This is a genomic window from Thalassococcus sp. S3, assembly GCF_004216475.1.
GTDB lineage: Bacteria > Pseudomonadota > Alphaproteobacteria > Rhodobacterales > Rhodobacteraceae.
In genome coordinates this window covers 2,871,115-2,895,469 of record NZ_CP022303.1, presented here as the reverse complement: position 1 = coordinate 2,895,469, position 24,355 = coordinate 2,871,115, and the positions used below count along the sequence as shown (strand labels likewise).

Genomic DNA, 24,355 nt, shown 5'->3' with positions numbered 1-24,355 from the left:
GGCGCCCAATGAGATGACGATCATGGCCAGAAAAGCGATCCACATGGCTTTCATTTGTCTGTGTTCCTCGTCGCCTGGCGGAGATACGCGATCAGGTCGTCGCGGTCGGCCGGGTCTGTTATACGTTGCATCGGCATCTTCGAGCCGGGAATGTAATGATCGGGGCCTTCGTCGAACAGGGCGTTGATGCTGGTGGCGTCCCACACGATATCTGAGCCCAGCAAGGTGTCGGAATAGCTGTAGTCAACCACTGTGCCTGCGGGGCGACCGAAGAGGCCGTAAAGTGTGGGGCCTGCCCGCCGTGCGCTGTCCGGCGTGAGCGTATGGCATATGGAGCATTTGCGGGCAAATTGGCGCTCTCCGTTTTCCATGGTGGCGGGGTCCTTGAGAAAGCTGCGTTCGCCGGTGCCCATGGTTTCGTGTTCGGTGAGCGAGGCGAGTGGCCAGCTATACATCACGTTGTCGAGCCCGCCCGCATGGATATTTGTCCCATCGGAGGAAAAAGCGAGGGCCCAGACAGGCCCGCGCTCAGTCGCGCGGAAGTCGCGGGTGATGCGCCAGGCCTCGGTATCAATAACCATGATGTAGCCTTCGCCGTCGCCGACGGCCAGGTGCGTGCCATCCGGGGAGAGGGCAAGGGCTAGGACCGGACGGCGGTCGAGGGTGAAATCCGCAAGTTCCGCCCCGCTTTCCAGGTCGATGATACGGGTGACGCCGTCGACCGATCCGTAGGCCAGCCAGCCGGCTTCCGCGTTCATGGCAAGTTCATTGATGCCAAAGCCGTGGCGCAGGATTTGCCGGGTCTCGGTGCCGTCGGACACATCCCAAAGGCGGAGCGTGCCGTCGACACTGGCTGTGATAATCTGGCGACCGTCGCTTAGAGGCAAAAGCGCGTTCACGCCGGCCTGATGGCCTTTCAGAAAACGAGGTTCAGAGCCGTCGAGCGGCCAGAGACCGACCGTGCCATCCCAACTGGCCGATGCGATGACGCCCGGCAGGGCGGACAGAGCCGTCACCTTGCCCTGGTGTCGTCCGATCACCGCGCCGTCGGGCCAGCGCCGGATAGTGAAATCGTCCCCGGCGGAAAAAAGCCCGTCGCCCGTGAACAGCACCGTGTTCACAGCTGCTTCGTGGCCATCGAGCCAGCGCGGATCAGTGCCGTTCCACAGCCCAACCGCATTGTCGAAGCTTGCGGTGGCAATCTGGCCTTTGGGACTGACCGCGATCCCCATGATAGGGCCGCCGTGACCCTTGAGCGTAAAGAAATCGCCCGCCATCCCCAACGATGGCAGGCAAACGAGAGCGGCCGCGATCCAGCGCATCGCCTTATTCTGCGGGCGTCGCGTTGGCTTGGGCGGCTTCCTTGGCTTTGACCTCTTCGACCCAGAGCCCGTGGTGTTCCTTGGCCCATTGCTCTTCGACCTCGCCGGAGCCCATCGCGTCGAAGGCGCCCTCCATGCCAACCGAGCCGAGGTAAATATGGGCAAAGATCATCGCCATGAAGACGAAGGCGATGATGGCGTGCCAGAGCTGGGCATATTGCATCTCTTCATGCGGGGCCATCTGTTCGGGCAGGATGCCAAAGCCCAGCATCTCGGGCAGGCCGGTCTGGTTGAGGATCGCGAAGGTCTTGGCGAACATCGGCAGCTCGAACGGGAAAAGGAGCGACAGGCCCGAGACGCTGATCGACAGGCCAAGCACGACACAGCCCCAGAAGATCATCTTTTGCCCGGCATTGAACTTCTTGGCTGGCGGGTGAACCCCCTTGGAGAAAAGCCCCCCCGCCACGGCAAGCCATTTCAGGTCATGCCGGTTGGGGATGTTGTGGATCGTCCAGTTCAAGATGATGATCAAGAGGCCCAGCATGAAAGCCCAGGCGATGTTGTTGTGCACCCATTTCGAGCCGATGGCGAGCAGCGAGAACGCTTCGTGCCCGAAGAGGGGGATCAGCACGGTACGCCCGAAAAGCGAAATGAGGCCGGTCAGACCCAGGATCAGGAAGCTGCCCGCAAAGAGCCAATGCCCGAAGCGTTCGAAACTGTTGAAGCGAAGGATCTTGCGACCGGTCTTCGGCCCGTCGATCCGGATCTTGCCGCGGATCAGGTAGAAGAGCGCGAGGGCCACCAACGTGCCACCCAGGAGCCACGCACCGTAGGTCGAGAGCGGGCCTTGCCGGAACTCCAGCCACCACATACCGCGATCCTGGATCAGGACGGCAGAGGCGGGGCCGTTGTTGGAGACGCGTACATCGGCGGTGCCGTAGCGCAGCGCACGGTAGACCTCGCTGTCAGAGGCGCCGCCCAGCGTGCCGAGCTGGTTGGCCATGGCCGCCGCACCGTCTCCGTCATTGCCCTGGGCGCGGTAGCTGAAATCGACCTGCTCGCCACGCTGGCGGGCTAAGATATCCTCCAGCGTCGGCGCGCCGCCCGTGGCGGAGCGGTCGGGTTGGGTAGCGGTCTCTGCTTGCGACCCGGCGCTGTCCTGCGCGAGGGCAGGATAGGTCAACATCGCGGTGAGCATCACTGCGAGGATCAGTCCCAAACGTTTCATTTGTCTGTCTCTCCTGCTGTATTCGACGGGCGCTGCATGTCACTGGGCCCAGTCGAAGATCATGTTTTTGAAGTCGAGTTGTGCGTTTCCGGTGCCGAAATTGTAGCCGCCCAGATATTCCTCGAACCCGATGTAGAACGGGCTCATGGTGGGAACGCCCTGGACTGGCCGCATGGTGCCGCCGATATGGTTCGGCTTGTGATCCGCCGCCCAATCATGCTGGCGGTAGGCTTCGGCGGTCAGTTCGCCGCCCTCGAAATAGTAAGGCTGGACATACCCCGTCTCGGCAGGTTCGTCGTCGTAGGTGTCCCGTGGTCCAAGCCCCGCATTCGGGTCTTCGCGTCGGGGGCCCCAGGTCAGGGCGCATGTGGCATCCACCCCCGCGCGGGGATGGATCGTCTGACCGAGGATCGCAAAAGGTGACGTGCCCACAAAGGCGCTGAATGCCCCTTGGGTCATCCAGCTTGGCTGCGGAACATGAGCGTTGAGTTCCGTCACGATCGGATCGGGTGGCGGGGTGGTCGGCCCTGAGATCGCCGCATCTGTCGAGAAGACGACGGCGTAATAATAGTCTAGGATATCGGTCATGTAGTGCAGGTGCGGATGCCTGTTCTGCATGGCGTCCCAAAAGGGCTGTGCCGCCGGATCATCGGGACGGCTGGAATTTGCGTCGGCCACGATGGCGGGATCAAATCGGGACCAGTCGGAGTTTTCCAGATGATCCATCGCCGTGCTGAAAAAGCTGAGCCAGGGCAGATCGGGCCCGTGGACGCGGTAGTCTTCCGGCAGACGCAGGGTGAAGCCATGTTGGAGCGGATAGCCGAAGACCGGGTCCAGCGGCCATTGCCCCTCCTCTAGCCCGCGGGGCAGCCCGAAACACCAGCCCTGATCTGCGCTGTCGGGCGCAAAGGGGCGGTCATGCAGGCTGATATCGTAGGCGCGGCTTGGGGGGCCGATCGTCATGCCAATGGCTCCGGATCAAAAAGAGGCGACAGGGAGCCGCCTCTTTTGGTTTCGTGAAAAAGGGCTCAGCCGTCTTTCTGGTCGTAGGCCGTGCCCCAGCCCCAGGCGCCCGAGCCGAAGCCACGGGCAACCACGCGTTCGCGGTAGATGCCCGAGACCACGTCGCCGTCACCGGCAAGCAGGGCCTTGGTCGAACACATCTCGGCGCAGATCGGCAGTTTGCCTTCCGCGATCCGGTTGCGGCCGTATTTGGCGAACTCGGCTGTCGAATGCGTGTCTTCCGGGCCGCCGGCACAGAAGGTGCACTTGTCCATCTTGCCCCGGGAGCCGAAATTGCCGGCCTGCGGATATTGCGGCGCGCCGAAGGGGCAGGCGTAGAAGCAATAGCCACAGCCGATGCAAAGGTCCTTGGAGTGCAGGACCACACCGTCTTCGGTCTGGTAGAAGCAGTCCACCGGGCAGACCGCCATACAGGGCGCGTCGGAACAATGCATGCAGGCCACGGAAATCGACCGTTCGCCGGGTTTGCCATCGTTGATGGTCACCACCCGGCGGCGGTTGATGCCCCAGGGCACTTCATGTTCGTTCTTACAGGCCGTGACGCAGGCGTTGCATTCGATGCATCGTTCCGCGTCGCAGAGAAACTTAGCGCGTGCCATTGTCTCTCAATCCTCCCTTATGCTGCCCAGATTTTGCAGAGAGTGGCTTTGGTCTCCTGCATCTGGGTCACTGAATCGTAGCCATAGGTCTGTGCGGTGTTGGTGCTTTCGCCCAGCACGTAAGGATCGGCCCCGTCGGGATATTTGTCCCTGAGGTCCTGGCCTTCGAGATGCCCGCCGAAGTGGAAGGGCATGAACGCCACGCCCGAGCCCACCCGTTCGGTGACCATGGCCATGACCTTGACCTTGCCGCCTTCGGGCCCTTCGACCCAGACCTGCGCGCCGTCGCGCACGCCCAGATTGTTGGCGTCGCGCGGGTTGATCTCGACGAACATGTCCTGCTGAAGCTCGGCCAGCCAGGGGTTCGACCGGGTCTCGTCCCCGCCGCCTTCATATTCCACGAGGCGCCCGGAGGTGAGGATGATCGGATAGTCCTTGCTGAAATCCTGCTTCTGGATCGAGGCATACATCGTCGGCAGACGATAGAACTTTCGGTCCTCATAGGTCGGGTAATCGGCCACGAGATCACGGCGGTTGGTGTAAAGCGGCTCACGGTGGAGCGGCACGGGGTCGGGGAAGGTCCAGACGACCGCGCGTGCCTTGGCGTTCCCGAAGGGCGCGCAGCCATGCTTGATCGCGACCCGCTGGATGCCGCCCGACAGGTCGGTTTTCCAGTTGGTCTTGGGACCCGCCACGGCTTCGATAGCCGCGCGTTCGTCAGCGGTCAGATCGCCGTCCCAGCCCAGATCCATCAGCATCTGCATGGTGAATTCGGGATATCCGTCCTGGATTTCCGAGCCTGCCGAGTAGACACCTTCGGCCAGGAGGTTGTCGCCATCCCGTTCCACGCCAAAGCGCGCACGGAAGGTGAGGCCCCCTTCGGCCACGGGTTTGGACATGTCGTAGAGGTTCGGCGTGCCGGGATGGTTCATCTCCGGCGTGCCCCAACAGGGCCATGGCATGCCGTAATAGTCCCCGTCGGCGGGACCGCCGATGGCTTGCAGCGTGGTCCGGTCGAACGTGTGCTGGTTGGCCATATGCAGCTTGATCCGCTCCGGCGACTGGCCGGTATAGCCCACCGTCCACATGCCCGCGTTGAATTCGCGCGTCACGCTTTCGATGTTCGGCGTCTCGGCATCTTCCATCTCGATATTGCGGAAGATGCGGTCGGCGAAGCCGAACTTTTTGGCGAATTTCGCGATGATCACGTGATCGGGCAGGCTTTCGAAAAGCGGCTCGACCACCTGGTCGCGCCACTGGATCGACCGGTTCGAGGCCGTGACGGAGCCACGGGTTTCGAACTGGGTGCAGGCCGGCAGCAGGTAGACCCCATCGGTGCGGTCGTTCAGAACGGCGGAGACGGTGGGATACGGGTCGATCACGACCAGCATGTCCAGCTTCTCCATCGCCGTCTTCATTTCCTTCTGACGGGTCTGGGAGTTGGGCGCGTGGCCCCAGAGCACCATGGCGCGGACATTGTCCGGCTGGTCCATGTTCTCCTTGTCTTCCAGGATACCGTCGATCCAGCGCGAGACCGGGATGCCGGTGAGGTTCATCATGGATTTGTCGCCGTCCATGGCGAACTGACCTTTCAGCCAATCCAGGTCCTCGTCCCAGACACGTGCCCAATGGGCCCAGGAGCCGGGCTTGAGCCCGTAATAGCCGGGCAGGGTGTGGCTGAGAACGCCAAGGTCCGTTGCGCCCTGCACGTTGTCGTGGCCGCGGAAGATGTTGGTGCCGCCGCCAGACGTGCCCATGTTGCCCAGGGCCAGCTGGAGGATGCAGTAGGCACGCGTATTGTTGTTGCCGGTGGTGTGCTGGGTGCCGCCCATGCACCAGATCACGGTGCCGGGACGGTTGTTGGCCAGCGTCCGGGCCACGCGCTTGAGTTGGGAGCCGGGCACGTCGGTGACACGCTCGACCTCTTCGGGCGTCCATTTGGCGACCTCGGTGCGGATCTGGTCCATGCCCCAGACACGGGTGCGGATGAACTCCTTGTCTTCCCAGCCGTTCTCAAAGAGATGCCAGAGGATTCCCCAGACAAGGGCCACGTCGGAGCCGGGGCGCAGACGGACATATTCGTCGGCATGGGCCGCGGTGCGCGTGAAGCGCGGATCACAGACGATGACGGGGGCGTTGTTCTGCTCCTTGGCCTTCAGCAGGTGCAGGAGCGAGACAGGATGCGCCTCGGCCGGGTTGCCGCCGATGATGAAGATGGCCTTGGAATTGTGAATGTCGTTGTAGGAGTTGGTCATGGCGCCGTAGCCCCATGTGTTCGCAACACCCGCAACGGTGGTGGAGTGACAGATCCGGGCTTGGTGATCCACGTTGTTCGTGCCCCAATAGGCGGCGAACTTGCGGAAGAGATAAGCCTGTTCGTTGTTGTGCTTGGCCGAGCCCAGCCAGTAGACGCTGTCGGGGCCGCTTTCATCGCGGATCGACATCATCTTGTCGCCGACCTCGTCGATGGCCTGCTCCCACGAGATGCGCTTCCACTCGCCGTTCTCTTTCTTCATCGGATATTTCAGGCGGCGTTCGCCGTGGGCATGCTCGCGCACCGATGCGCCCTTGGCGCAATGGGCGCCGAGGTTGAAGGGGCTGTCCCAGCCGGGTTCCTGACCCGTCCAGACGCCGTTTTGCACCTCGGCCACGACGGTACAGCCGACGGAGCAATGGGTGCAGACGGATTTGATCGTGTCGACCTTGCCGACAGCGGAGGCTGCGGCGTCGGCCTGGGTCACTGTGCCGCCCGTGGCGCTGATCGCGGCAAGGCCACCGATGGCCAGGCCTGATCCGCGCAGGAATGTGCGGCGGTCGACGGATTTTTCCGCCACCTCAGACAGGATACTTGTCCGCTGGGGGCGTCGCGCAACCCCGTTGGTCTTTTTCCTAAGCATGTTTCGTTCCTTCCGTGCTGGCCGGGTATTCCGGCTCGCTTGGGGTGGGTCTTCAAAGAACCAGCGTCAGGGCGTCACGCAACCGTCTGCCGGGGTTTGACGTCGTCCGGTGGGTCAGAACCGGGCGCTGTCGAGATAGGCGCGGGTATGCGCAGTGTCCTGAATGCGGGTTTCGCCCGTGGGCTCGGCCGCTTCAGCTTCTGTGCCGCTGAGCGCGGCGGCGGCTACGGCAGCAGGGGCTGCGGTGCCGGCAAGTTTCAGGAAATCGCGGCGCGATGCGCCCTCGTCCCTCTTGGTGCTCATGGGAATGTCTCCTCCCCTTGTCGCGTTTGGGCACCCGGAGGTGCCGGTGAATGGGCGCCTACGCGCCCGCCATTCGGAAGCCTTCGCGTTCGATCTCCATGAACACCCGGCCGGCAGCACCGACAGAAGCGTAGAAGACCGAGTTCTTGGCGGCTTCCAAATCCGAATAGAAATGACCGGCCCAGGGGCCGATATGCTTGTTCCAGAAGGTTTTCTGGGTCTCGAGCGGGGCAGGCGCGCCGAAGCGACCCACGATCATGCCGGCCATCATCTCCATCAGGGAGGCGATGTTGTCCTCGGGCTCATAGACGTTGGGGGCGCGGGTGATGGTCTGCGCCTCCATGTCAGCCCGCAGCTGGGCGAGCGGCTTTTCGTTCAGGAACCCGGTGAGGTAATAGGAAGCGTAGGGCAGCAACTCACCCCGCCCGAGGCCGATGAAAAGGGCGTTGAATTCACGTTCGACGGCGGCTGGCTTGGTGACCTTGGCCACGCGGGCCATCGTGCTGATGGCCTGGCCGAGATCGGTATCGTCGCCGGAGAGCCCGGCGGTCTGGTCGAGCAGCATCCGGTCGGGCGGGCCGGCCAGGAGGAGACCGAGGAAGTTATAGAAGTCCGCGCGCAGGCGATCTTCCTCGGTGACGGTGTCTTGCATGCGGGCCTCTTGGGTCATGCGGTGCTCTCAAACTCGAAGCGCATCCGGCGCGGCGCCGGGGCGGGGGGATCCTGGGGGTCTGTCGCGGTCGCAACGGGCGGGGCCGGGGGCTCTGCGAGCGGCTCGTCAAGCCCTTGCGGGCTTTCCTCGCAGCGGAGCTCTTCGGCGAGCGGGGGCTTGTCTGCCTCGGTGGTGAGGCTTTCTAGGTGAGACAGCATACCCTTTCCGACCTGATAAGCGGTCTGCAGGTTTTCGACGACCATCGCGCCATCGGTGAAATCTTCGCCGTAATCGACCAGTTCGTCGAGATTGGCGAGCACCGGGTTCAGCTTCCAGAGCTGGCGCAGGGCGCGACGGCGCAGGCGGTCGGGCACAGCTTGGGTCATGAAGCCGCGGATGTCGTCACCGGGCCGCAGCGTATCGGGGTCGGGCAGGTCGAACTCTGCCAGGAGCTCTGCATCTGTCTTTTCTTCAAGGGCCGCCTGATCCTCAGCACGCTTTTCCGCCGCGACGACCCGCGCCTCGGCCTCGGCCTCGGCGGCGACGGCGGCCTTGCGGCGCGCCCAGAAATCCGAACGCGCGCTCACTGCATCACCCGTTTGGGCGCGCGGTAGACATCGCTGAGCTGGCTGATCCGGGCATCACCCACGCCATCCTCGGCCAGATCCACGCGCTTGCGGTCGCGGCGGCGTTTGACGAAGTCTTCGTGTTCGTGATGGGCAAGCGCATAATTACGGATCCAGGCGATCAGCCCGGGGGGCATCGGCACCTTCTCGACCAGTTCTTCGCTGCTGTCCGCGTAATCCTGACCCTCGTAGGGTGAGGCGGTGACCAGCACGATCTCGAACGGCGTATCGTCCTCGGTCTCTTCGCGCATCACGACGTAGATGGACGGGACCTGATCGGAGAGATTGGCGAGATAGGCTTCGGCCTCGGCGGCCCAAAGCGTCAGGGTCGGCGTGCCTGCGTGATATTCGACAGCATCCCCGTCGCGCCGCAGTTCGGTCCATGTCGCCGGTGCCGCCCCGGGTAAGACGGCGACAGCCCGCCAGCACCAGGCCGCCCATCGGGTGACGCCCGGTGTCTTCCGGATAACGATGCCCAGCGGCATTTCGATGTGTCGCGCGGCAGACCTGGCCAATGACTTCCCCGAACCGAAGGGTTCCCAATCTCCGGTTTTAGTAAGTATGCAACAGGATACAATTCGCGCCAAGGTTCAAAGGCTCAAAGTTACTACCTTGGTCTAATTGGTCGCAGTTCAAGTCCCAAAAGTGCATGTCCAATGCTATTTTTTCTGCGACGCGGCGTCGTTTCGGGAAAGCGAGGCAGCTGGTGTCTTCGTGGAAAACATCTCCGAGGCCTTTACCTTCGAGGGGGGCTGTGCCTAGTCTGCCATCAGGGGAGCCAATTCAAAGCCAGCAGAGAAACGGGCAAAAGATGTCCAAGTCGTTGATATTGTGTAATTGCCTGGGCACGCAGGCGCTGGACCCATCCGCGGTATCGGCCGCGAGCGGGCTGAGCTGTTCCAAGGTTCACACCGCGCTGTGCGGTGCGGAGCTGGACGCGGCGGCGCATGCGATCAAGTCCGGTGATGCGGTGATTGCGTGCCAGCAGCAACGCATGACTTTCGAAACGCTGGCCGAGGATCTGGGCGTAGATGCGCCCGGTTTCGTGGATCTGAGGGACCGCGCGGGATGGTCCGAGCAGGCAGAGCACGCCGCGCCAAAAATGGCGGCGCTCGCCGCCGAGGCGGTTTTGCCCGGATCGCCTGCAAACACCGTCGATGTCTCGTCGGAGGGTGTCTGCCTGATCATCGGGCGGGGCGAGGTTGCCTTCGACCTGGCCGACCAGTTGAAAACCGCATTGACACTGACGGTTCTGACCACGGATGCCGCAGAACCCGGCTGGACGCGGGACTACGACATCATACGCGGACGCGTGCGCCAGTTGACCGGCGCGCTTGGCGGGTTCGAGCTGCGTCTCGACGCGCTGCAGCAGATCGAACCCGGGGGGCGGGGCGCGCCCACGTTCACCGACCCACAGGATGGTGCGCGGTCGCGATGCGATATCATCATCGACGTGACCGGCCAGCCCGCACTGGTGCCCGCACCGCAGAAACGAGAGGGCTACCTCAAAGCCGATCCCGGCGATCCAAGGGCGGTGGCGGCGCTTGCCATCGAAGCGGTGCAGCTGGTCGGAACGTTCGAAAAGCCGCTTTATGTCCGCCTCGAAGAGAGCCTCTGCGCGCATTCCCGCGCGGGTCAGGAAGGCTGCCGCAACTGCCTGGATATCTGTCCGACGGGCGCGATTTCCCCGGCGGGCGATCACGTGGCCATCGACCCGATGGTCTGTGCGGGTTGCGGATCATGCGCAGCGCTCTGCCCATCGACGGCGATCACCTATGATGATCCTCCTGTCTCGCATCTGTTGTTGCGGATGCAGACGCTTGCGCGCACCTACCGGGCCGCAGGCGGAGAGGCGCCGCGCCTGCTTTTGCACGATGCGCATGGCGCGGAGATGATCCGGCTGGCCGCGCGGTTTGGACGGGGGCTGCCGGCGGATGTGATCCCGTTGGACGTTCAGGTCGTCTCCGGCATCGGCCATGCGGAGATGCTGGCCGCGCTGGCCCATGGTTTCGCCGAGGTGGATGTTCTTTTGGCGCCCCGCACCGAACGGGACGCGCTGGACCGCGAGCTGGAGCTGGCCGAAGCCCTTGGGGGAGGAGGCCGCCTGCGCCTGCTGGATCTGGAAGATCCGGATGCGCTTTCGGAAGTGCTTTATGAAAGCGCACCGCGTGCGGCCATCGCAGAGCCGGTTTTGCCGCTCGGCAATCGACGTCAGATCGCACGCCTCGCCGCGCAGACGTTGAATACGGATGCCGACGCGCCCTTGGCTCTGCCGCCCGGAGCGCCTTATGGGGCCGTGCTGGTGAATACCGATGCATGTACCCTTTGTCTGTCTTGTGTGTCTTTGTGTCCTTCGGGCGCGTTGATCGACAATCCCGATTTGCCGCAATTGCGCTTTCAGGAGGATGCCTGTCTGCAATGTGGCCTGTGTTCCAACATCTGCCCGGAAAATGCGATTGCGCTGAAGCCACAGATGGATCTGTCGGACGCGGCACTGACGCAGCGGGTTTTGAACGAGGAAGAGCCTTTTGCCTGCATCGAATGCGGGTCGCTCTTTGGGGTCAAATCGACGATTGACCGGATCATGGAAAAACTCGCGGGTGTGCATCCGATGTTCGCGTCGTCAGAGCAGGCGCGCATGATCCAGATGTGCGACGATTGCCGGGTAAACGCGCAATTTCACAGTGAAAACAATCCGTTCGCTGGCAAAACTCCACCGCGTGTGCGCACCACCGACGATTACTTCTCGAAGCGTCGGGATCACTGAGTTTGCAAAGGCGCGCCGAGATCCGCGGTCGGAGAGGCCGCGACATAGGCGAGGATCGCGTCGAGGTTTTCGAGCGTCATTTCCACGGGCACGATCGGGGATGGACGCTCGGGATCGAAGGGTTCGGTGACGCCGGCGATCTGAGTGAAGGCCCCGTGCGGGCGCAGGACATAGAATTGCTGAAAGCGATCCTCCCAGTCGGGCAGTGTCTTGAGCACGGCGAAAGACGGGGTCGAGTCGATCCCGTTTTTGGCGTTCTGCGGTCCGATCACATGGCATCGCCCGCACATGGTGAGCGACAATTCGGCGCCAAGGGCGAGGTCGCCCTCGAAAAGCGGAGCGCTTTCAGACGCGGCTGCCGCGACAGGCGCCGAAAAGACCGGATCGCCCGGGAAGGCGGCGATCGTGCGCTTGCCGATGTCGGAGGTCAGCCAGTCACGGAACCGGTCCTGCCGGGCGTCTTCGTCGATCCTCAGGTAATAGAGCACGCCGCGCGCTTCAAAAACGGGAGTGCCGGGCGGCTCGGGGGTCAACGCCATCGGGCCGTTGGCATCCGCTACCACCCTGATGCCCGTTTTCAGCGAAAAGCGGGGCAGAAGATGGCGCAGGAATGCGCTTTCGGTTATGGCGGGCGGGGCAGACAGGCCCAGATCATCCTGGGCCGCGAGCGGACCGGAGATCAGGCAAAGGCCGAGGCACAAGAGAAGAACGCGCATATGCGTGAGCGTAAGCCTGGGCCTGCAGATGCGTCAATGGGATCGGACCAAAGGAGAGACGTGATGAACGATGTATATAACATGTCGATGCGCAAATTTCTCAAGCAGGTCGGTGTGACCAGCCAGCAGGCAATCGAAGACGGGTTGCGCAAGGCAGGTGCGGAACCGGGGCAGGCTTATGAGGCGAAGGTCTTGCTTACCATCGAAGGGCTCGACGTGCATCACGTGGTCACCGGGACGATTGAAGGGAAAGAGTAACATATGGCAACGCGCGAAGCGGTCTTGGCCGCGCTGAAAACAATCACCGATCCGGCGAGCGGCCAGGATATCGTCTCGGCCGGGATCACGCGCGCGTTGACGGTTGACCAGGGCACGGTGCGCTTCGTGATGGAGATTGACGGGGCCCGGGCCGAGGCGATGGAGCCGGTGCGGGCGGAGGCCGAGGCAAAGATCCGCGCGCTCGATGGCGTGCAGAGCGTCAGCGCGATGATGACGGCGCATGCGGCCAAGGCGCCGCCCGATCTCAAGCCGCAGCGCAAGGCAGAACCGCAGGGGCCGCAGAGCGTGCCGGGTGTGGATCGGATCGTCGCGGTGGCCAGTGGCAAGGGCGGTGTCGGGAAATCCACGGTATCTGCCAATCTTGCCTGTGCTCTGGCGGCGGAGGGCCGCCGTGTCGGTTTGCTGGATGCTGATGTTTACGGACCCTCGCAGCCCCGGATGCTGGGTGTTTCGGGCCGACCGGCGAGCCCGGATGGAAAAACCATCCTTCCAATGCGCAATCATGGCGTGACGATGATGTCGATCGGGCTGATGACCAACGAGGATCAGGCGGTCGTCTGGCGCGGTCCGATGCTGATGGGCGCGCTTCAGCAGATGATGAACCAGGTGCAATGGGGCGCGCTCGACGTTCTTCTGGTGGATTTGCCCCCCGGCACGGGCGACGTACAGCTGACACTGACCCAGAAATTCGCACTCGACGGCGCGATCATTGTCAGCACGCCGCAGGACGTCGCCCTTCTCGACGCGCGTAAGGGCATCGACATGTTCGTGCAGATGAAAACTCCGATCCTGGGGATGATCGAAAACATGTCGACGCATATCTGCTCCAATTGCGGACATGAAGAGCACGTGTTCGGCCATGGCGGGGTGACGGCGGAGGCGGCCAAACTGGGCGTTCCGCTTTTGGGAGAGATCCCGCTTCACCTCGACATCCGTATGGCCGCCGATGGCGGCGCGCCCATCGTGGTCAGCAAGCCGGATAGCGCGCAAGCCCAGGCCTTCCGGTCGGTGGCGCGCGCGCTGGTTGACGGGGGCCAGGCGTGACACTGACTTTCCCGCCGCTGATGATCGGCGATGCGGTTTCAGGTGGGGATGACCCATTCGAACAGGCCTGCGCCAAGGCCGCTTTGGGCTGCGAGGCCGGGACCGTGGTCCACAACGTGCAGGCCGACAAACTGCGCGCTGCGATTGTCTTCGCGCCCGAAGTCGCTTTGGAAGACGCCATGGCCATGTTGCCGCTTTGCGGTGTCGGGTTTCAGAACGCGCTGGGCGCGCTCGCCCCGCCCGAGGTGGCGGTGCATCTGACCTGGGCCGGGGGCATAAAGGTCAATGGCGCGTCCTGCGGGGGCTTTTCTGTCGCGGCGTCGGACAAGGATCCGGCCAGCCAGCCGGATTGGCTGGTGATCGGTCTGGACGTCCCGCTGATGCAAATGACACCCGATCCGGGTCAGCGCCCGGATCAGACAGCACTTTATGACGAAGGCTGCGCCGAGGTGGATCCCGAGCGCCTGCTGGAAAGCTGGGCCCGTCATACGCTGGTGTGGATCAACCGGTGGGAGGAAGAGGGGATGCGTCCGTTGCACGATGAATGGATGGGGCTTGCCGATGGCATTGGTGAAGACACGGTGATACTTGGCCAAGCAGGCACGTTCGTGGGTGTCGACGAGCGGTTCGGCGCGTTGCTGCGGGATGCGGAGCGCACGCATCTGCTTGCCCTCAGCGCACTTCTGGGAGAACGGTGATGAAACTGGCGCGGGCCATCCATTTCGACGAAAGCGATCAGCGGGTCTTTCATTCGCCGGCGCGCACCGGTGAATGGTGCATCTCGGGAGGGTTCGAGTTTTCCAACTGGACGGAGGACGATCTGGTCGGAAAGGCACGGCAGGCTTTTTCCAACGGCTGGCTGGGGGTCGAGACCTTTGGCCGCGTGACCTTTGTCGCGGTGACACAGATCGAACCTGTGGAAATGGAGGCTTTGACACAGGCGCTGGCACAGCATTTCGTCGACATCTACGGGGCGCCCTCTTTGGAAGCGGCCCTCGGCGTGGCCCGGGAAGAACTAGACCAGATGGCGGACCTCTGCGCGGATCACGCGGCAAATACCTTGCTGACGGTCGCACGGGAGCTGAGCGAGGCCGGCGTGCGCGAAGCGTACCGGACCATAGAACCGCAAGCTGCCGAGATCGCGCAAATCGGTGTCCACGGCAGCCTTGACGAGTGAAGCCGTTCAAATCGGATTTTTCCTTGGAAAGGAAAAACCCGACGCCTCCGGCGGCCGTATTTTTATCGAGAAGAAGCAGGGGAGGCGACCTGATATCGTGGCCCTGTCCCTTGTTGCGGCGCAGGCCGGACCTTGTGCGTTTCGCTTAAGGGCGGCGTGAGCGCAGGCACTCTTGGCTTTGATGGCCTTTGCAACGGTTCTTTGGGGAAGGGTGGATAAGGGGCCTTTGAAAGTGCCTTGCCGCCCCTCTTTCGATGCTGCGGACTTGCGGTTTGATCCGTTTTCAATCGAGCCCGGCAAAGCCACCATATTGACCGCGCTTGAACATCAGCCCCTGACCGGGCCGGTGTGCCGCGCGCAGGATCTCTCCGACAACGATGGAATGATCTCCCGCATCGTGCACGGCGGATGTCGCACATTCAAACCGGGCGAGACACCCGCTGAGGATTGGTGCGTTTTCTTCCGACGGGGTCCAGTCAACCGCGTCGAACCCGTCACCCTGACGGGCGAAATGCAGCGCAAGATCCTGCTGGTCCTCGGCCATCACGTGGATCGCAAAGTGGCGCGCTGCGACGAAACTCGCATATCGGCTGGACGATTTCGCCGGAGACCAGAGCACAAGCGCCGGATCGAGAGAGACGGACGCGAATGAATTGGCCGTCATGCCCAGCGGACCCTGCGGGCTCATCGTCGTCACGACGGTCACGCCGGTGCCATAACATCCAAGCGCGTCCCGAAGCGCGCGGGCCGTCTGCGGGCCGGGTGTGAAGGAGTGTTCGGACATATCCGCTTGCGCCTGCATGATCTGGGTGTCTGGTGCCACGTCATCGCTCCGTTGTCCACTCCGGCGGTGCTCGGTCCGCAGTCTGGTTGTCTGAGGCATGATCTGGAGGTAAGGCCTTGGGTGAGCAGGACAAGCGCTTTGTGCCGTGGCGGACGCGTCGCGGTTTTCTCAGTTGAGATCTTCCAGAAGGCGACCATATTTGCGCGTCTCTGCAACAACCGCGCCGAATGTGTCCAGACCGCGCGCGCGGAGCATGGGAAGCATCTTGCAGAGCACTTCGGCGGTTGCTTGTGCATCCCCGAGTGCCGTGTGACGCAGCTTTTCCGGTATGGTCACGTCGAGCCGGTCGCAAAGAGCGTCGAGCGTATGCGTTTCGCTGGCACCGAACAGAACGGCGGACAAAAGCACGGTGTCGAGGATCGGGTGATCCCATGTCACGCCAATCCGCCCTGCATGCCGGCGCAGAAAGGCCATGTCGAAGGGCGCATTGTGGGCCACGATGACGGCGTCACGGGCAAAATGATGAAAGGCGCGACCCGCCACTTCGATGCGAGGCGCTTCGGCGACCATCGCATCCGTGATCCCGTGCACGCGGCTTGAGGCGGCCGGGATCGGGCATCCGGGATGCACCAGAAGATCAATGCTCTCACCCGGGACGATCCGGCCGTTAAGCACGCGAACAGCGCCGATTTGCACGATTTCGTCCCGGTGGGGCAACAGGCCCGTCGTTTCCGTGTCGAACACGACAAAGCACAGAGCGTCGATCGCATCATGCTGCGGACCGGTTTCGGTCCGCTCCATCAGATCGAAATCATAGACCAGGGGGCGGGGCGCATCGGGTGCGATCTCCACCGTGCCATCGTCGATGATCAGCATGTATCCAGGCGCATCGCCCAAAGGCTTCAACCGGGCCCCGAATGCGCGGGCGCCCCCCGTTTCGGTCAGATCGGCCTTGCTGTCCATGCCGGTGCGGACAAGGGCGTCATAGCCTGCAAGAACCCCGTCCTTTTCGAAATAGTCGAACACCGATGCATTCAGACGGGGCGGGGCGATTTGCGACAGGATGTCGGCTGCCTGACCGTCATAAAGGACGATCTTGTGGTTCGGCGTCACGATGATCATCGCCACCGGGATTTCCGTCAGAAGCGCGGTCAGCCGCTCGGTTTCAGAAGCCAGCTTGGCGGTTTGCGCGGCCACCGCTTCGGCCTGATCGAAGGTGCTGGCATTCAGCTTTCCGGTCACTGCCATGGCCGCGGGTGCCAGATCGCCCAGATAGCGCGCATGGTGCAGGTCCATGTCCGAAGAGACCCCGGCATGCGCCCGGCTGCGCATTTCCGCGGCCAGCCGTTCGATCGGTTTGGCGACGTTTTCGTCAAAAAGCAGCCAGATGCCCACACAAAGACCGGGAAAACCGAAGGCGATGATGATGGCGGTGGGCAACAACGCGGCTTGGATCCCGGCACCGCCTCGCTGATAGGCCAGCCAAAGTGCGCCAAAGGCCAGTGCAACACCGGCGGCGGCCAGCGCGGCGAAAAAGAGAAAGACGCGTAGACGCAGGCCCAGCCGTTCCATCACGCCGCCTCGCAGATCGTCCGCAGAACCGGGTCTTCCTCGGTCACGCGGATCCAGGGCGCGTCGATCACCGCACCGGCTGCGTCGAATTCCGTCTCGGGCGTGAGGGGCGCCCGGCGCGCGCCGGGGCAATCGGCGATCACCGGCATGCTTTCGACAGGGGACCAGCGCCCGAAGAAAAAGAGATCAGCCAGCTTCTGGCCGGAAACCGCGTCGTTGGTGCGGATGGAGGTGGTGTCAACGGCCACGAACCGTTCGACATAAGGTGCTGCATAGGTCCAGGGGCGGTAGAAGCTGCGGTTCTCGACGGTCTGGGCGATCACCATGCCCTCGGGCAGGGTGGCGCGGGTGCGGTCGAACCAGCCGTATTCGCTGGCAATCGTCGTGCCGATCATGCCGAGGCCCGCGCCCACGGGGATCAGCCACCGTGGCAGTCGCCCGCCGAGCAGTCGATTGGCCAGCATGATGACGCCTGCCACAGCGAGCCCTGCGATGAAGGTCGCGATCAATTCCAGAAACATGGCTCTCCCCCCTTGGTCCGTCTCAGCCCAGCATTCCCCGTCCGTGGCCCATGGCCGATTGCAGCGATTTGACCACAACGAAGGCGTCCCGCAAATGGCTGCGTTCAAAATCGGAAAGGGCCGAAGGGGCCAGGAAATTGTCCGGCCTGGCGCCGGTCTTGATCTGACGTGCCTGATGGTCGAGCCGGGTTTCGGCGATCAGGTCATAGGCGTCGAGAAGATCCCGCGCGCCGGAAGGGCTGAGCACGCCTGCGGCTTCAGCCGCCTCCACGCGGGCACGGGTGTTTACGGGGGCAAGGCGACCTTGAAGCGCGTAGATACGGCCCAGATCGACGACGGGCACGACGCCGTTATGCTTCAGATCCAGCGTGTTGCGGTGTTCGCCCGAACGGATGGTGGCAAAGCCCCGAAGCAGTCCCAAAGGAGGGGTGTGTTTCAGCGCGTTACTGGCCATGTGAGCGACGAAGATCGAATTGGCGGAGGCGGCTTTCAGCGTCTCCTCCTGTACGCTGTCAAAGAGCGTCCGGTCGCCGCCGATGGGGCGCAGGTCGAACATCACGCTGGCGAGCATCTGTGCTTCGGGATCAGGCTTGGCGATCCAGCCGCGGAAATAGTCGCGCCAGACGCGCAGGGGCTGACACCAGCGGGGGTTGGTGGCCATCATGTCGCCGGGGCAATAGACGTATCCGCAGATATGCAGTCCGTCGCTGACATAGCGCGCGAGGTTGCGGAAATATTCCATGTCGCCCTCGGTCGCATCATCGCTCAGAAAGAGGCAATTGTCCTGGTCGCTGACGCCAGTCTGTTCCTGCCGTCCCTGTGATCCGCAGGCGAGCCAGAGATAGGGCACGGGCGGTTGACCGAATTGCGTCTCGGCCAGCGCCAAGAGGCGCCGGGTGACGGTATCGGAGATGTCGGTGATCAGGCGGGTGACGACCTCATGCCGGTTGCCGCTGGCGACAAGCTGGACCAGCAGGCGGGGGATCTCGGCGGTGACCTGCGCCATTTCTTCGGGGCTGGAGGCTCCGGCGATGCGGCTGACAAGCTCGGCGGAGCTGACGGCCTGAAAGCGGGTGAGGTCGGTTTGCGTCACGATGCCCACCAGCTTGCCCGCCTCGACGATAGGGATATGGCCGATCCGGTGCTCCATCATCGCGTGAAGCACGTCCGAACCGATGGCCGACGGGGCGAGGGTCAGGGGGGCAGGGGTCATCACCATGGCGGCGGGCGTGTCGACGGGCAGCGCCTGGGCCAGCACTTTGCCCGACAGGTCACGGGTGGTGACGATGCCCGCCAGGGCGTCGTCGGCCGTGATGCAGAGCGACGAGATGTGCTTGTCCCGCATCAAAGCGGCAGCCTCTTGGACAGTGACATCCGGCGCGCAGGTGACGGGCGAGGCCGCCATGAAGCTTTCGACCCGGCTGGTGGCCAGATCATTGCCGCGTGGTGCGTCGGTCCGGCGGCGGTCGAAGAAGCGTGCCACGGCGGGCTCAGCCGCCATCAACGCATCAAAGTCCGGCTTGGGCAGCATCAGCAGCACGGTATCGGCAGAGGCCTTGGCGGAAGTCGCAGCGATGCCGTCGCGGGTCAGGCCACGCTCACCGAAGGAATTGCGGGGTCCGAGGATGGAGACGGGCAGGCCGGCCTCATCGCTGACCTCCACCTCGCCATGATGGACGAGATAGAGGCCATCGAGCCGCTCGCCCAGCTCATAGATCGTATCACCGGGTGCGGCGGAGATCATCTGGAATTTCGGGGTCAGCTCCGAAAGCGTGTCCGCCTCAAGGCTGTCATAGGGGTGCACGGAGGTCAGGAACCGGTTCAGCTCTAGCTCTGTCAGGGGCATCGTGCACCTCATCGAAAAACGAAATGTCCCGCCCGGGGGGAGGCCCGGGCGGGACGTGTGGCTACGGGGAGGGAGAGACCCCGGTCATGCCATCAGTGATCGGCGGCTGCGGCACCGGCCCCACGGGGCACACGCACGCTTTCCACCAGTTCCTTGATCTCCTGCGGCGTCTCCTTGGTCATGCCGGCAACGATGTAGGCGACACCAAAGTTGATCGCCGCACCGACGGCCCCGAAGGAGGTCGACTGGATCGTGCCGATCAGAGGATCGCTGTCGGAGAAGAGGTTGGTATCCGGGATGAAGAACCAGCCTTTGTGCAGGAAGATGTAGAGCAGCGTCGTCACCAGACCGGCCAGCATCCCCGCCACAGCGCCCACATTGTTGATGCGGGTCGAGAAGATCCCCATCATCAGCGCCGGGAAGATCGAAGCAGCAGCCAGTCCGAAGGCGAGCGCCACGGTCTGGGCGGCAAACCCCGGAGGATTGAGCCCCAGATAGGTCGCCACCACAATGGCCGCGGCCATGGCAATCCTGGCGGAGAGAAGCTCTCCCTTTTCCGAGATCGTTGGTGCGATGGCCCCTTTGATAAGGTCATGCGACACCGCTGACGAGATGGCCAAAAGTAGGCCCGCCGCCGTAGAAAGCGCCGCAGCAAGGCCGCCTGCCGCCACCAGACCGATGACCCAGCCCGGAAGGTTGGCAATCTCGGGGTTCGCCAGAACCAGGATGTCACGGTTGAAGTTGGTCAGCTCGTTGCCTTGCCAGCCAGCCTCGGTCGCACGGGTCTGCATGGTTTCGGCTTCATCGTTGTAGTATTGGATGCGACCGTCGCCATTCTTGTCTTCCCAGCCCAGAAGGCCGGTTTTCTGCCAGGTGGCCATCCAGTCATAGCGCGGATCGGTTTCGATCTGCTCGACGCTCACGGCCTGACCTTGCGTGCCTTCGGGCCACATCAGCTCGGTGATGTTGAGCCGTGCCATCGCACCCACGGCGGGGGCGGTCAGGTAGAGAAGCGCGATGAACACGAGCGTCCAACCGGCGGACCAGCGGGCGTCGGACACGCGCGGCACGGTGAAAAAGCGCATGATCACGTGAGGCAGACCGGCGGTACCGATCATCAGGCTGAGCGTGAAGAGCACCATGTTGAACGTGTCCGAATGGTGGGCGGTATATTCGTTAAAGCCCAGTTCGGTCACGATCTGGTCCAGACGCTCCAGCAGCGGCTGGCCGGAGGCGGCATGCTCGCCGAAAAGGCCCAGGGCCGGGATTGGCGTGCCGGTCAGTTGCAGCGAGATGAAGATCGCGGGGATCGTGTAGGCGGTGATCAGCACGCAATATTGCGCGACCTGCGTGTAGGTCACACCCTTCATACCGCCGAAAACCGCGTAGGCAAAGACCACACAGGCGCCGATCAGAAGGCCGGTCGTATTGTCGACCTCCAGAAAGCGGCCAAAGGCCACGCCCACGCCGGTCATCTGGCCGATCACATAGGTGACGGAGGCTACGATCAGGCAGACCACGGCGACGATGCGGGCGGTCTGGCTGTAGAACCGGTCGCCGATGAATTCGGAAACGGTGAACTTGCCGAATTTACGCAGGTAAGGCGCCAGCAGCAGGGCGAGCAGGACGTAACCGCCGGTCCAGCCCATCAGGAAGGTGGAGTTGTCATAGCCCGTAAAGGCGATGAGGCCCGCCATCGAGATGAAGGAGGCCGCCGACATCCAGTCGGCTGCCGTGGCCATGCCGTTGGTGACCGGATGAACGCCGCGCCCGGCGGCGTAGAATTCCGATGTGGACCCCGCACGGGCCCAGATCGCGATGCCGATGTAGAGCGCGAAGGAGGCGCCCACAAACAGCAGGTTAAGGGTAAACTGATCCATTAGTCCTATTCCTCTTCGACGCCGAATTCACGGTCGAGACGGTTCATGCGCCAGGCGTAGAAAAAGATCAGCGCCAGGAAGACGAGGATCGAACCCTGTTGTGCGAACCAAAAGCCCAGATCGGTGCCACCCACGCTGATACCGCTGAGAAGCGGGCGTAGCAGGATGCCGAAACCGAAGGACACGAGGGCCCAAATAACCAGACTTATCAGAATGATACGAATGTTTGCCGCCCAGTAGCCCTTGTCGGCTTCTGCTGTATTCGCGGCATGAGTAGATTGGTCCGCCATGGCGGTTCCTCCTTCTTCCTCCAAGATTGCAGGCCCCTTTGGCTTGGTGGGAGCCCGGTTCCCTTCCTAGTCCATCGCCCCCTGGACGATGGTTGCGAGCGCGTCTGAAATCGCCTCGATGTCGCCCATGGCGTCAATGGATTTCAGCACGCCCTTATCGGCGTAGTATGCAATCAGCGGGGCCGTCTGGGCATGATATGCCTCAAGGCGGCTGGCCACTGTTTCTGCATTGTCGTCGGCCCGGCGTTTCATCTCCGTGCCGCCGCAATTGTCACAAACACCTTCTTTTGCGGGTGTCTTGAACGTGTCGTGGTATCCCTCACCGCAGGATCCGCAGGTGTAGCGGCCCGAGATGCGGGTCACCATCGCCGCGTCATCGACCTCAAGGCTGATGGCGGCGTTGATGCGCTGGCCGCTCTCGGTCAGCAGATCGTCAAGCGCCCCGGCCTGCACCGTGGTGCGGGGGAAGCCGTCGAGAATAACGCCCTTGGCGCAGTCCGGCTCGCCCAGGCGGTCGCGCAGGATGGCGATGACGATCTCGTCGCTGACCAGATCGCCCGCCTCCATCACCGCCTTGGCGGCCTTGCCAGCCTCGGTGCCCGCTGCGACTGCCGCCCGCAGAAGATCCCCGGTGGAAAGCTGGACAAGGCCAAACCGCTCTTCCAGCTTGCGGGCCTGCGTGCCCTTGCCGGCCCCAGGAGGGCCAAGCAGGATCAGAACGGCGGGGGTCGTGGTCACTGCGGTGGTGCCATCCATCGGTTCAGCCCTCACTGGTTGGCGCGATTTGCGATCAGATCATCCACGACCGATGGATCGGCCAGGGTTGACGTGTCGCCCAGCGAGCCAAAGTCGTTCTCGGCAATCTTGCGCAGGATGCGCCGCATGATCTTGCCCGAGCGTGTCTTGGGCAGGCCAGGCGCCCACTGGATCACGTCAGGAGAGGCGATGGGTCCAATTTCGGTCCGCACCCAGGCGCGCAACTCCTTGTAAAGATCGTCGGACGGGTCGACCCCGTTCATCAGCGTGACATAGCAATAGATGCCTTGGCCCTTGATCTCGTGGGGATAACCGACCACGGCGGCCTCGGCGACCTTGGCATGGGCGACAAGCGCGCTTTCGACCTCGGCGGTGCCCATCCGGTGACCGGAGACGTTGATCACATCATCCACGCGCCCGGTGATCCAGTAATCCCCGTCGGCGTCGCGTTTGCATCCGTCGCCCGAGAAATAGTAACCCTTGTAGTCGCTGAAATAGGTCTTCTCGAACCGTTCGTGATCACCCCAGACCGTGCGCATCTGGCCGGGCCAGCTGTCTTTGAGGCAGAGCACGCCTTCGGTGGGGTAGGTGTGGATCTCTTCGCCCGATTGCGGGTCCAGCACCACCGGCTGCACGCCGAAGAACGGTTTCATGGCCGAGCCAGGCTTCAACGCATGTGCGCCGGGCAGGGGGGTCAGCAGGTGACCGCCCGTTTCCGTCTGCCACCAAGTGTCGACGATGGGGCATTTGCCCTTGCCGACCACGTCATTGTACCAGTTCCAAGCCTCGGGGTTGATCGGCTCACCCACCGTGCCCAGCAAGCGCAGGGAGGAGAGGTCGCATTTCTCGACAAATTCCGGGCCCTGGCCCATCAGCGCGCGGATGGCGGTAGGGGCGGTGTAGAACTGGTTCACCTTGTGCTTTTCGCAAACCTGCCAGAAGCGGGAGGCGTCCGGGAAGGTCGGCACACCCTCGAACATCAGCGTCGTCGCGCCGTTGGCCAGTGGGCCATAAACGATATAGCTGTGGCCGGTGACCCAGCCGACATCGGCGGTGCACCAATAGATATCGCCGTCGTGGTAGTCGAAGGTGATCTCATGCGTCATCGCGGCATAGACGAGATATCCGCCCGTCGTATGCACAACGCCCTTGGGCTGGCCGGTCGAGCCAGAGGTGTAGAGGATAAAGAGAGGATCTTCCGCGTTCATTTCCGCCGGGGCACAGTAGTCGTCCGCCTCCAGCATCATTTCGTTGTAATCATAATCCCGGTCGGCGATCCATGTGGTCTGCCCGCCGGTCCGCTTCACGACAAGACATTTGCAGTCATGCATCACGTGCAGGAGCGCGGCGTCCGCGTTTGATTTCAGCGGCGTCTTGCGCCCACCACGGGGCGCCTCGTCAGCGGTGATTACAACCTTGGCGTCGCAACCGTTGATCCGCGCCGCCAGCGCGTCGGGGGAAAAGCCTGCGAAAACAATGGAATGGATCGCACCGATGCGGGCACAGGCGAGCATGGCGTATGCGGCTTCGGGGATCATCGGCAGGTAGATCACAACCCGGTCGCCCTTGCGCACGCCAAGGCTCTCCAGCACGTTGGCCATGCGGCAGACGCTGGTGTGAAGCTGTTTATAGGTGATGTGTTTGGCCGCGTCGTTCGGATCGTCCGGTTCCCAGATGATTGCCGTCTGATCGCCTCGGGTCGCCAGATGGCGATCTATGCAATTCGCGCTGACATTCAGCGTGCCGTCGGCGAACCAGTTGATGCTGACATTGCCAAAGCCGTAGTTGACGTCCTTCACCTGGCTATACGGCTTCATCCAGTCGAGCCGCTTGCCATGTTCGCCCCAGAACCCCTCCGGATCGGTGATGGAGGCCGCGTACATCTCGTCATATTTTGCGGCGTCAATATGTGCATGCGCCACAACATCCGCCGACGGCGGATAAACGGTGTTCTGTACTGTCTCGGATTGCGCGGTTTCGCTCATGCGAGGCTCCTCCCCCTAGCGTTTGGTCGTGATGTCGAGACCCATGCTAACCGGCAAATCGCATCTCTCCACCCTTGCCGTAATCATA

The 24,355-nt window shown here is 62.9% G+C and carries 23 protein-coding genes; 5 read left to right on the top strand and 18 right to left on the bottom strand.

All coding sequences use genetic code 11. The annotated features are described in order from the left end of the window. Positions 1-50 precede the first annotated feature (50 nt). The 9 genes from CFI11_RS14340 to CFI11_RS14300 all read right to left on the bottom strand — a co-directional run bounded on the left by CFI11_RS14340 (position 51) and on the right by CFI11_RS14300 (position 9,135). Positions 51-1,322 carry a c-type cytochrome gene (locus CFI11_RS14340; RefSeq protein ID WP_130407091.1) on the bottom strand — a complete coding sequence of 424 codons (1,272 nt, stop codon included), beginning with the start codon at positions 1,320-1,322 and terminating at the stop codon, positions 51-53. A gap of 4 nt (positions 1,323-1,326) precedes the next feature. Beyond that, positions 1,327-2,550 carry a formate dehydrogenase subunit gamma gene (locus CFI11_RS14335; protein WP_130407089.1) on the bottom strand — a complete coding sequence of 408 codons (1,224 nt, stop codon included), beginning with the start codon at positions 2,548-2,550 and terminating at the stop codon, positions 1,327-1,329. Positions 2,551-2,589: 39 nt separating this feature from the next. Then, on the bottom strand, positions 2,590-3,513 hold the full coding sequence (locus CFI11_RS14330; protein WP_130407087.1) for a hypothetical protein: 924 nt from the start codon (positions 3,511-3,513) through the stop codon (positions 2,590-2,592). Positions 3,514-3,578: 65 nt separating this feature from the next. Beyond that, entirely contained in the window at positions 3,579-4,172 is a 594-nt protein-coding gene (gene fdh3B, locus CFI11_RS14325) for a formate dehydrogenase FDH3 subunit beta (protein WP_130407085.1), read from the bottom strand. Between the two features lie 17 nt (positions 4,173-4,189). Beyond that, positions 4,190-7,069, bottom strand: a complete 2,880-nt coding sequence (locus tag CFI11_RS14320; protein ID WP_130407083.1) for a formate dehydrogenase subunit alpha — start codon at positions 7,067-7,069, stop codon at positions 4,190-4,192. Positions 7,070-7,183: 114 nt separating this feature from the next. Further along, positions 7,184-7,372 (bottom strand): ubiquinol-cytochrome c reductase iron-sulfur subunit N-terminal domain-containing protein, encoded by a 189-nt coding sequence (locus tag CFI11_RS14315; protein WP_130407081.1) that lies wholly within the window; start codon positions 7,370-7,372, stop codon positions 7,184-7,186. A gap of 58 nt (positions 7,373-7,430) precedes the next feature. After that, the gene (locus CFI11_RS14310) at positions 7,431-8,024 is read right to left on the bottom strand and encodes a molecular chaperone (protein WP_254448922.1); all 594 of its coding nucleotides are present in this window, start codon (positions 8,022-8,024) and stop codon (positions 7,431-7,433) included. A 14-nt stretch (positions 8,025-8,038) separates the two neighbouring features. Next, positions 8,039-8,611, bottom strand: coding sequence for a DUF3306 domain-containing protein (locus CFI11_RS14305; protein WP_130407077.1), 573 nt, complete (start codon positions 8,609-8,611; stop codon positions 8,039-8,041). Further along, positions 8,608-9,135 carry a DUF3305 domain-containing protein gene (locus tag CFI11_RS14300; RefSeq protein WP_130410024.1) on the bottom strand — a complete coding sequence of 176 codons (528 nt, stop codon included), beginning with the start codon at positions 9,133-9,135 and terminating at the stop codon, positions 8,608-8,610. The genes CFI11_RS14305 and CFI11_RS14300 overlap by 4 nt, the downstream gene beginning before the upstream one ends. Before the next feature lie 326 nt (positions 9,136-9,461). Between CFI11_RS14300 and CFI11_RS14295 the strand changes: the two genes are divergently transcribed. Next, positions 9,462-11,417 carry a 4Fe-4S binding protein gene (locus CFI11_RS14295; protein ID WP_130407075.1) on the top strand — a complete coding sequence of 652 codons (1,956 nt, stop codon included), beginning with the start codon at positions 9,462-9,464 and terminating at the stop codon, positions 11,415-11,417. Here CFI11_RS14295 and CFI11_RS14290 read toward each other — a convergent pair. Continuing rightward, complete coding sequence (locus CFI11_RS14290) at positions 11,411-12,133, bottom strand: hypothetical protein (RefSeq protein ID WP_130407073.1); 723 nt, start codon at positions 12,131-12,133, stop codon at positions 11,411-11,413. The genes CFI11_RS14295 and CFI11_RS14290 overlap by 7 nt on opposite strands. Before the next feature lie 63 nt (positions 12,134-12,196). Here CFI11_RS14290 and CFI11_RS14285 point away from each other — a divergent pair, with 63 nt between their 5' ends. Genes CFI11_RS14285 through CFI11_RS14270 form a run of 4 tightly spaced genes read left to right on the top strand, consistent with a single transcriptional unit; the run spans position 12,197 to position 14,633 of the window. Beyond that, complete coding sequence (locus CFI11_RS14285) at positions 12,197-12,391, top strand: DUF6494 family protein (RefSeq protein WP_130407071.1); 195 nt, start codon at positions 12,197-12,199, stop codon at positions 12,389-12,391. Positions 12,392-12,394: 3 nt separating this feature from the next. Continuing rightward, a complete protein-coding gene (gene apbC / locus CFI11_RS14280) occupies positions 12,395-13,456 on the top strand; it encodes an iron-sulfur cluster carrier protein ApbC (RefSeq protein WP_130407069.1) in 1,062 nt (353 codons plus the stop codon). A 20-nt stretch (positions 13,457-13,476) separates the two neighbouring features. Beyond that, positions 13,477-14,154, top strand: a complete 678-nt coding sequence (locus CFI11_RS14275) for a biotin/lipoate--protein ligase family protein (protein WP_130410023.1) — start codon at positions 13,477-13,479, stop codon at positions 14,152-14,154. Further along, on the top strand, positions 14,154-14,633 hold the full coding sequence (locus tag CFI11_RS14270) for a DUF6505 family protein (RefSeq protein WP_130407067.1): 480 nt from the start codon (positions 14,154-14,156) through the stop codon (positions 14,631-14,633). The genes CFI11_RS14275 and CFI11_RS14270 overlap by 1 nt, the downstream gene beginning before the upstream one ends. A gap of 283 nt (positions 14,634-14,916) precedes the next feature. On the opposite strand, the gene CFI11_RS14265 is transcribed toward CFI11_RS14270, so the two are convergent. From CFI11_RS14265 to acs, 8 genes are all read right to left on the bottom strand, one after another. Beyond that, positions 14,917-15,417 carry a flavin reductase family protein gene (locus tag CFI11_RS14265; protein WP_130410022.1) on the bottom strand — a complete coding sequence of 167 codons (501 nt, stop codon included), beginning with the start codon at positions 15,415-15,417 and terminating at the stop codon, positions 14,917-14,919. Positions 15,418-15,585: 168 nt separating this feature from the next. Next, complete coding sequence (locus CFI11_RS14260; RefSeq protein WP_130407065.1) at positions 15,586-16,992, bottom strand: 3'-5' exonuclease; 1,407 nt, start codon at positions 16,990-16,992, stop codon at positions 15,586-15,588. Next, complete coding sequence (locus tag CFI11_RS14255) at positions 16,989-17,510, bottom strand: hypothetical protein (protein ID WP_130407063.1); 522 nt, start codon at positions 17,508-17,510, stop codon at positions 16,989-16,991. Before CFI11_RS14255 ends, CFI11_RS14260 begins: the two co-directional genes overlap by 4 nt. A gap of 22 nt (positions 17,511-17,532) precedes the next feature. Further along, entirely contained in the window at positions 17,533-19,356 is a 1,824-nt protein-coding gene (locus CFI11_RS14250) for a DUF294 nucleotidyltransferase-like domain-containing protein (protein ID WP_130407061.1), read from the bottom strand. Positions 19,357-19,448: 92 nt separating this feature from the next. Continuing rightward, entirely contained in the window at positions 19,449-21,236 is a 1,788-nt protein-coding gene (locus CFI11_RS14245) for a sodium:solute symporter family protein (protein WP_130407059.1), read from the bottom strand. Positions 21,237-21,241: 5 nt separating this feature from the next. Next, the gene (locus tag CFI11_RS14240) at positions 21,242-21,526 is read right to left on the bottom strand and encodes a DUF4212 domain-containing protein (RefSeq protein WP_130407057.1); all 285 of its coding nucleotides are present in this window, start codon (positions 21,524-21,526) and stop codon (positions 21,242-21,244) included. A gap of 66 nt (positions 21,527-21,592) precedes the next feature. Next, on the bottom strand, positions 21,593-22,282 hold the full coding sequence (locus CFI11_RS14235) for an adenylate kinase (protein WP_130407055.1): 690 nt from the start codon (positions 22,280-22,282) through the stop codon (positions 21,593-21,595). A gap of 11 nt (positions 22,283-22,293) precedes the next feature. Then, complete coding sequence (acs, locus tag CFI11_RS14230; RefSeq protein WP_130407054.1) at positions 22,294-24,267, bottom strand: acetate--CoA ligase; 1,974 nt, start codon at positions 24,265-24,267, stop codon at positions 22,294-22,296. Positions 24,268-24,355: the final 88 nt, after the last annotated feature.

What these genes read in the sequence shown, in the direction of transcription:
- CFI11_RS14255 (WP_130407063.1), bottom strand. Translation starts at nt 17,510, where the DNA reads ATGTTTCTGGAATTGATCGCGACCTTCATCGCAGGGCTCGCTGTGGCA.
- CFI11_RS14335 (WP_130407089.1), bottom strand. Translation starts at nt 2,550, where the DNA reads ATGAAACGTTTGGGACTGATCCTCGCAGTGATGCTCACCGCGATGTTG.
- CFI11_RS14250 (WP_130407061.1), bottom strand. Translation starts at nt 19,356, where the DNA reads ATGCCCCTGACAGAGCTAGAGCTGAACCGGTTCCTGACCTCCGTGCAC.
- CFI11_RS14330 (WP_130407087.1), bottom strand. Translation starts at nt 3,513, where the DNA reads ATGACGATCGGCCCCCCAAGCCGCGCCTACGATATCAGCCTGCATGAC.
- fdh3B (WP_130407085.1), bottom strand. Translation starts at nt 4,172, where the DNA reads ATGGCACGCGCTAAGTTTCTCTGCGACGCGGAACGATGCATCGAATGC.
- CFI11_RS14235 (WP_130407055.1), bottom strand. Translation starts at nt 22,282, where the DNA reads ATGGATGGCACCACCGCAGTGACCACGACCCCCGCCGTTCTGATCCTG.
- CFI11_RS14300 (WP_130410024.1), bottom strand. Translation starts at nt 9,135, where the DNA reads ATGCCGCTGGGCATCGTTATCCGGAAGACACCGGGCGTCACCCGATGG.
- CFI11_RS14285 (WP_130407071.1), top strand. Translation starts at nt 12,197, where the DNA reads ATGAACGATGTATATAACATGTCGATGCGCAAATTTCTCAAGCAGGTC.
- CFI11_RS14320 (WP_130407083.1), bottom strand. Translation starts at nt 7,069, where the DNA reads ATGCTTAGGAAAAAGACCAACGGGGTTGCGCGACGCCCCCAGCGGACA.
- CFI11_RS14295 (WP_130407075.1), top strand. Translation starts at nt 9,462, where the DNA reads ATGTCCAAGTCGTTGATATTGTGTAATTGCCTGGGCACGCAGGCGCTG.
- CFI11_RS14240 (WP_130407057.1), bottom strand. Translation starts at nt 21,526, where the DNA reads ATGGCGGACCAATCTACTCATGCCGCGAATACAGCAGAAGCCGACAAG.
- CFI11_RS14340 (WP_130407091.1), bottom strand. Translation starts at nt 1,322, where the DNA reads ATGCGCTGGATCGCGGCCGCTCTCGTTTGCCTGCCATCGTTGGGGATG.
- acs (WP_130407054.1), bottom strand. Translation starts at nt 24,267, where the DNA reads ATGAGCGAAACCGCGCAATCCGAGACAGTACAGAACACCGTTTATCCG.
- CFI11_RS14270 (WP_130407067.1), top strand. Translation starts at nt 14,154, where the DNA reads ATGAAACTGGCGCGGGCCATCCATTTCGACGAAAGCGATCAGCGGGTC.
- CFI11_RS14290 (WP_130407073.1), bottom strand. Translation starts at nt 12,133, where the DNA reads ATGCGCGTTCTTCTCTTGTGCCTCGGCCTTTGCCTGATCTCCGGTCCG.
- CFI11_RS14315 (WP_130407081.1), bottom strand. Translation starts at nt 7,372, where the DNA reads ATGAGCACCAAGAGGGACGAGGGCGCATCGCGCCGCGATTTCCTGAAA.
- CFI11_RS14265 (WP_130410022.1), bottom strand. Translation starts at nt 15,417, where the DNA reads ATGTCCGAACACTCCTTCACACCCGGCCCGCAGACGGCCCGCGCGCTT.
- CFI11_RS14245 (WP_130407059.1), bottom strand. Translation starts at nt 21,236, where the DNA reads ATGGATCAGTTTACCCTTAACCTGCTGTTTGTGGGCGCCTCCTTCGCG.
- apbC (WP_130407069.1), top strand. Translation starts at nt 12,395, where the DNA reads ATGGCAACGCGCGAAGCGGTCTTGGCCGCGCTGAAAACAATCACCGAT.
- CFI11_RS14310 (WP_254448922.1), bottom strand. Translation starts at nt 8,024, where the DNA reads ATGCAAGACACCGTCACCGAGGAAGATCGCCTGCGCGCGGACTTCTAT.
- CFI11_RS14275 (WP_130410023.1), top strand. Translation starts at nt 13,477, where the DNA reads ATGATCGGCGATGCGGTTTCAGGTGGGGATGACCCATTCGAACAGGCC.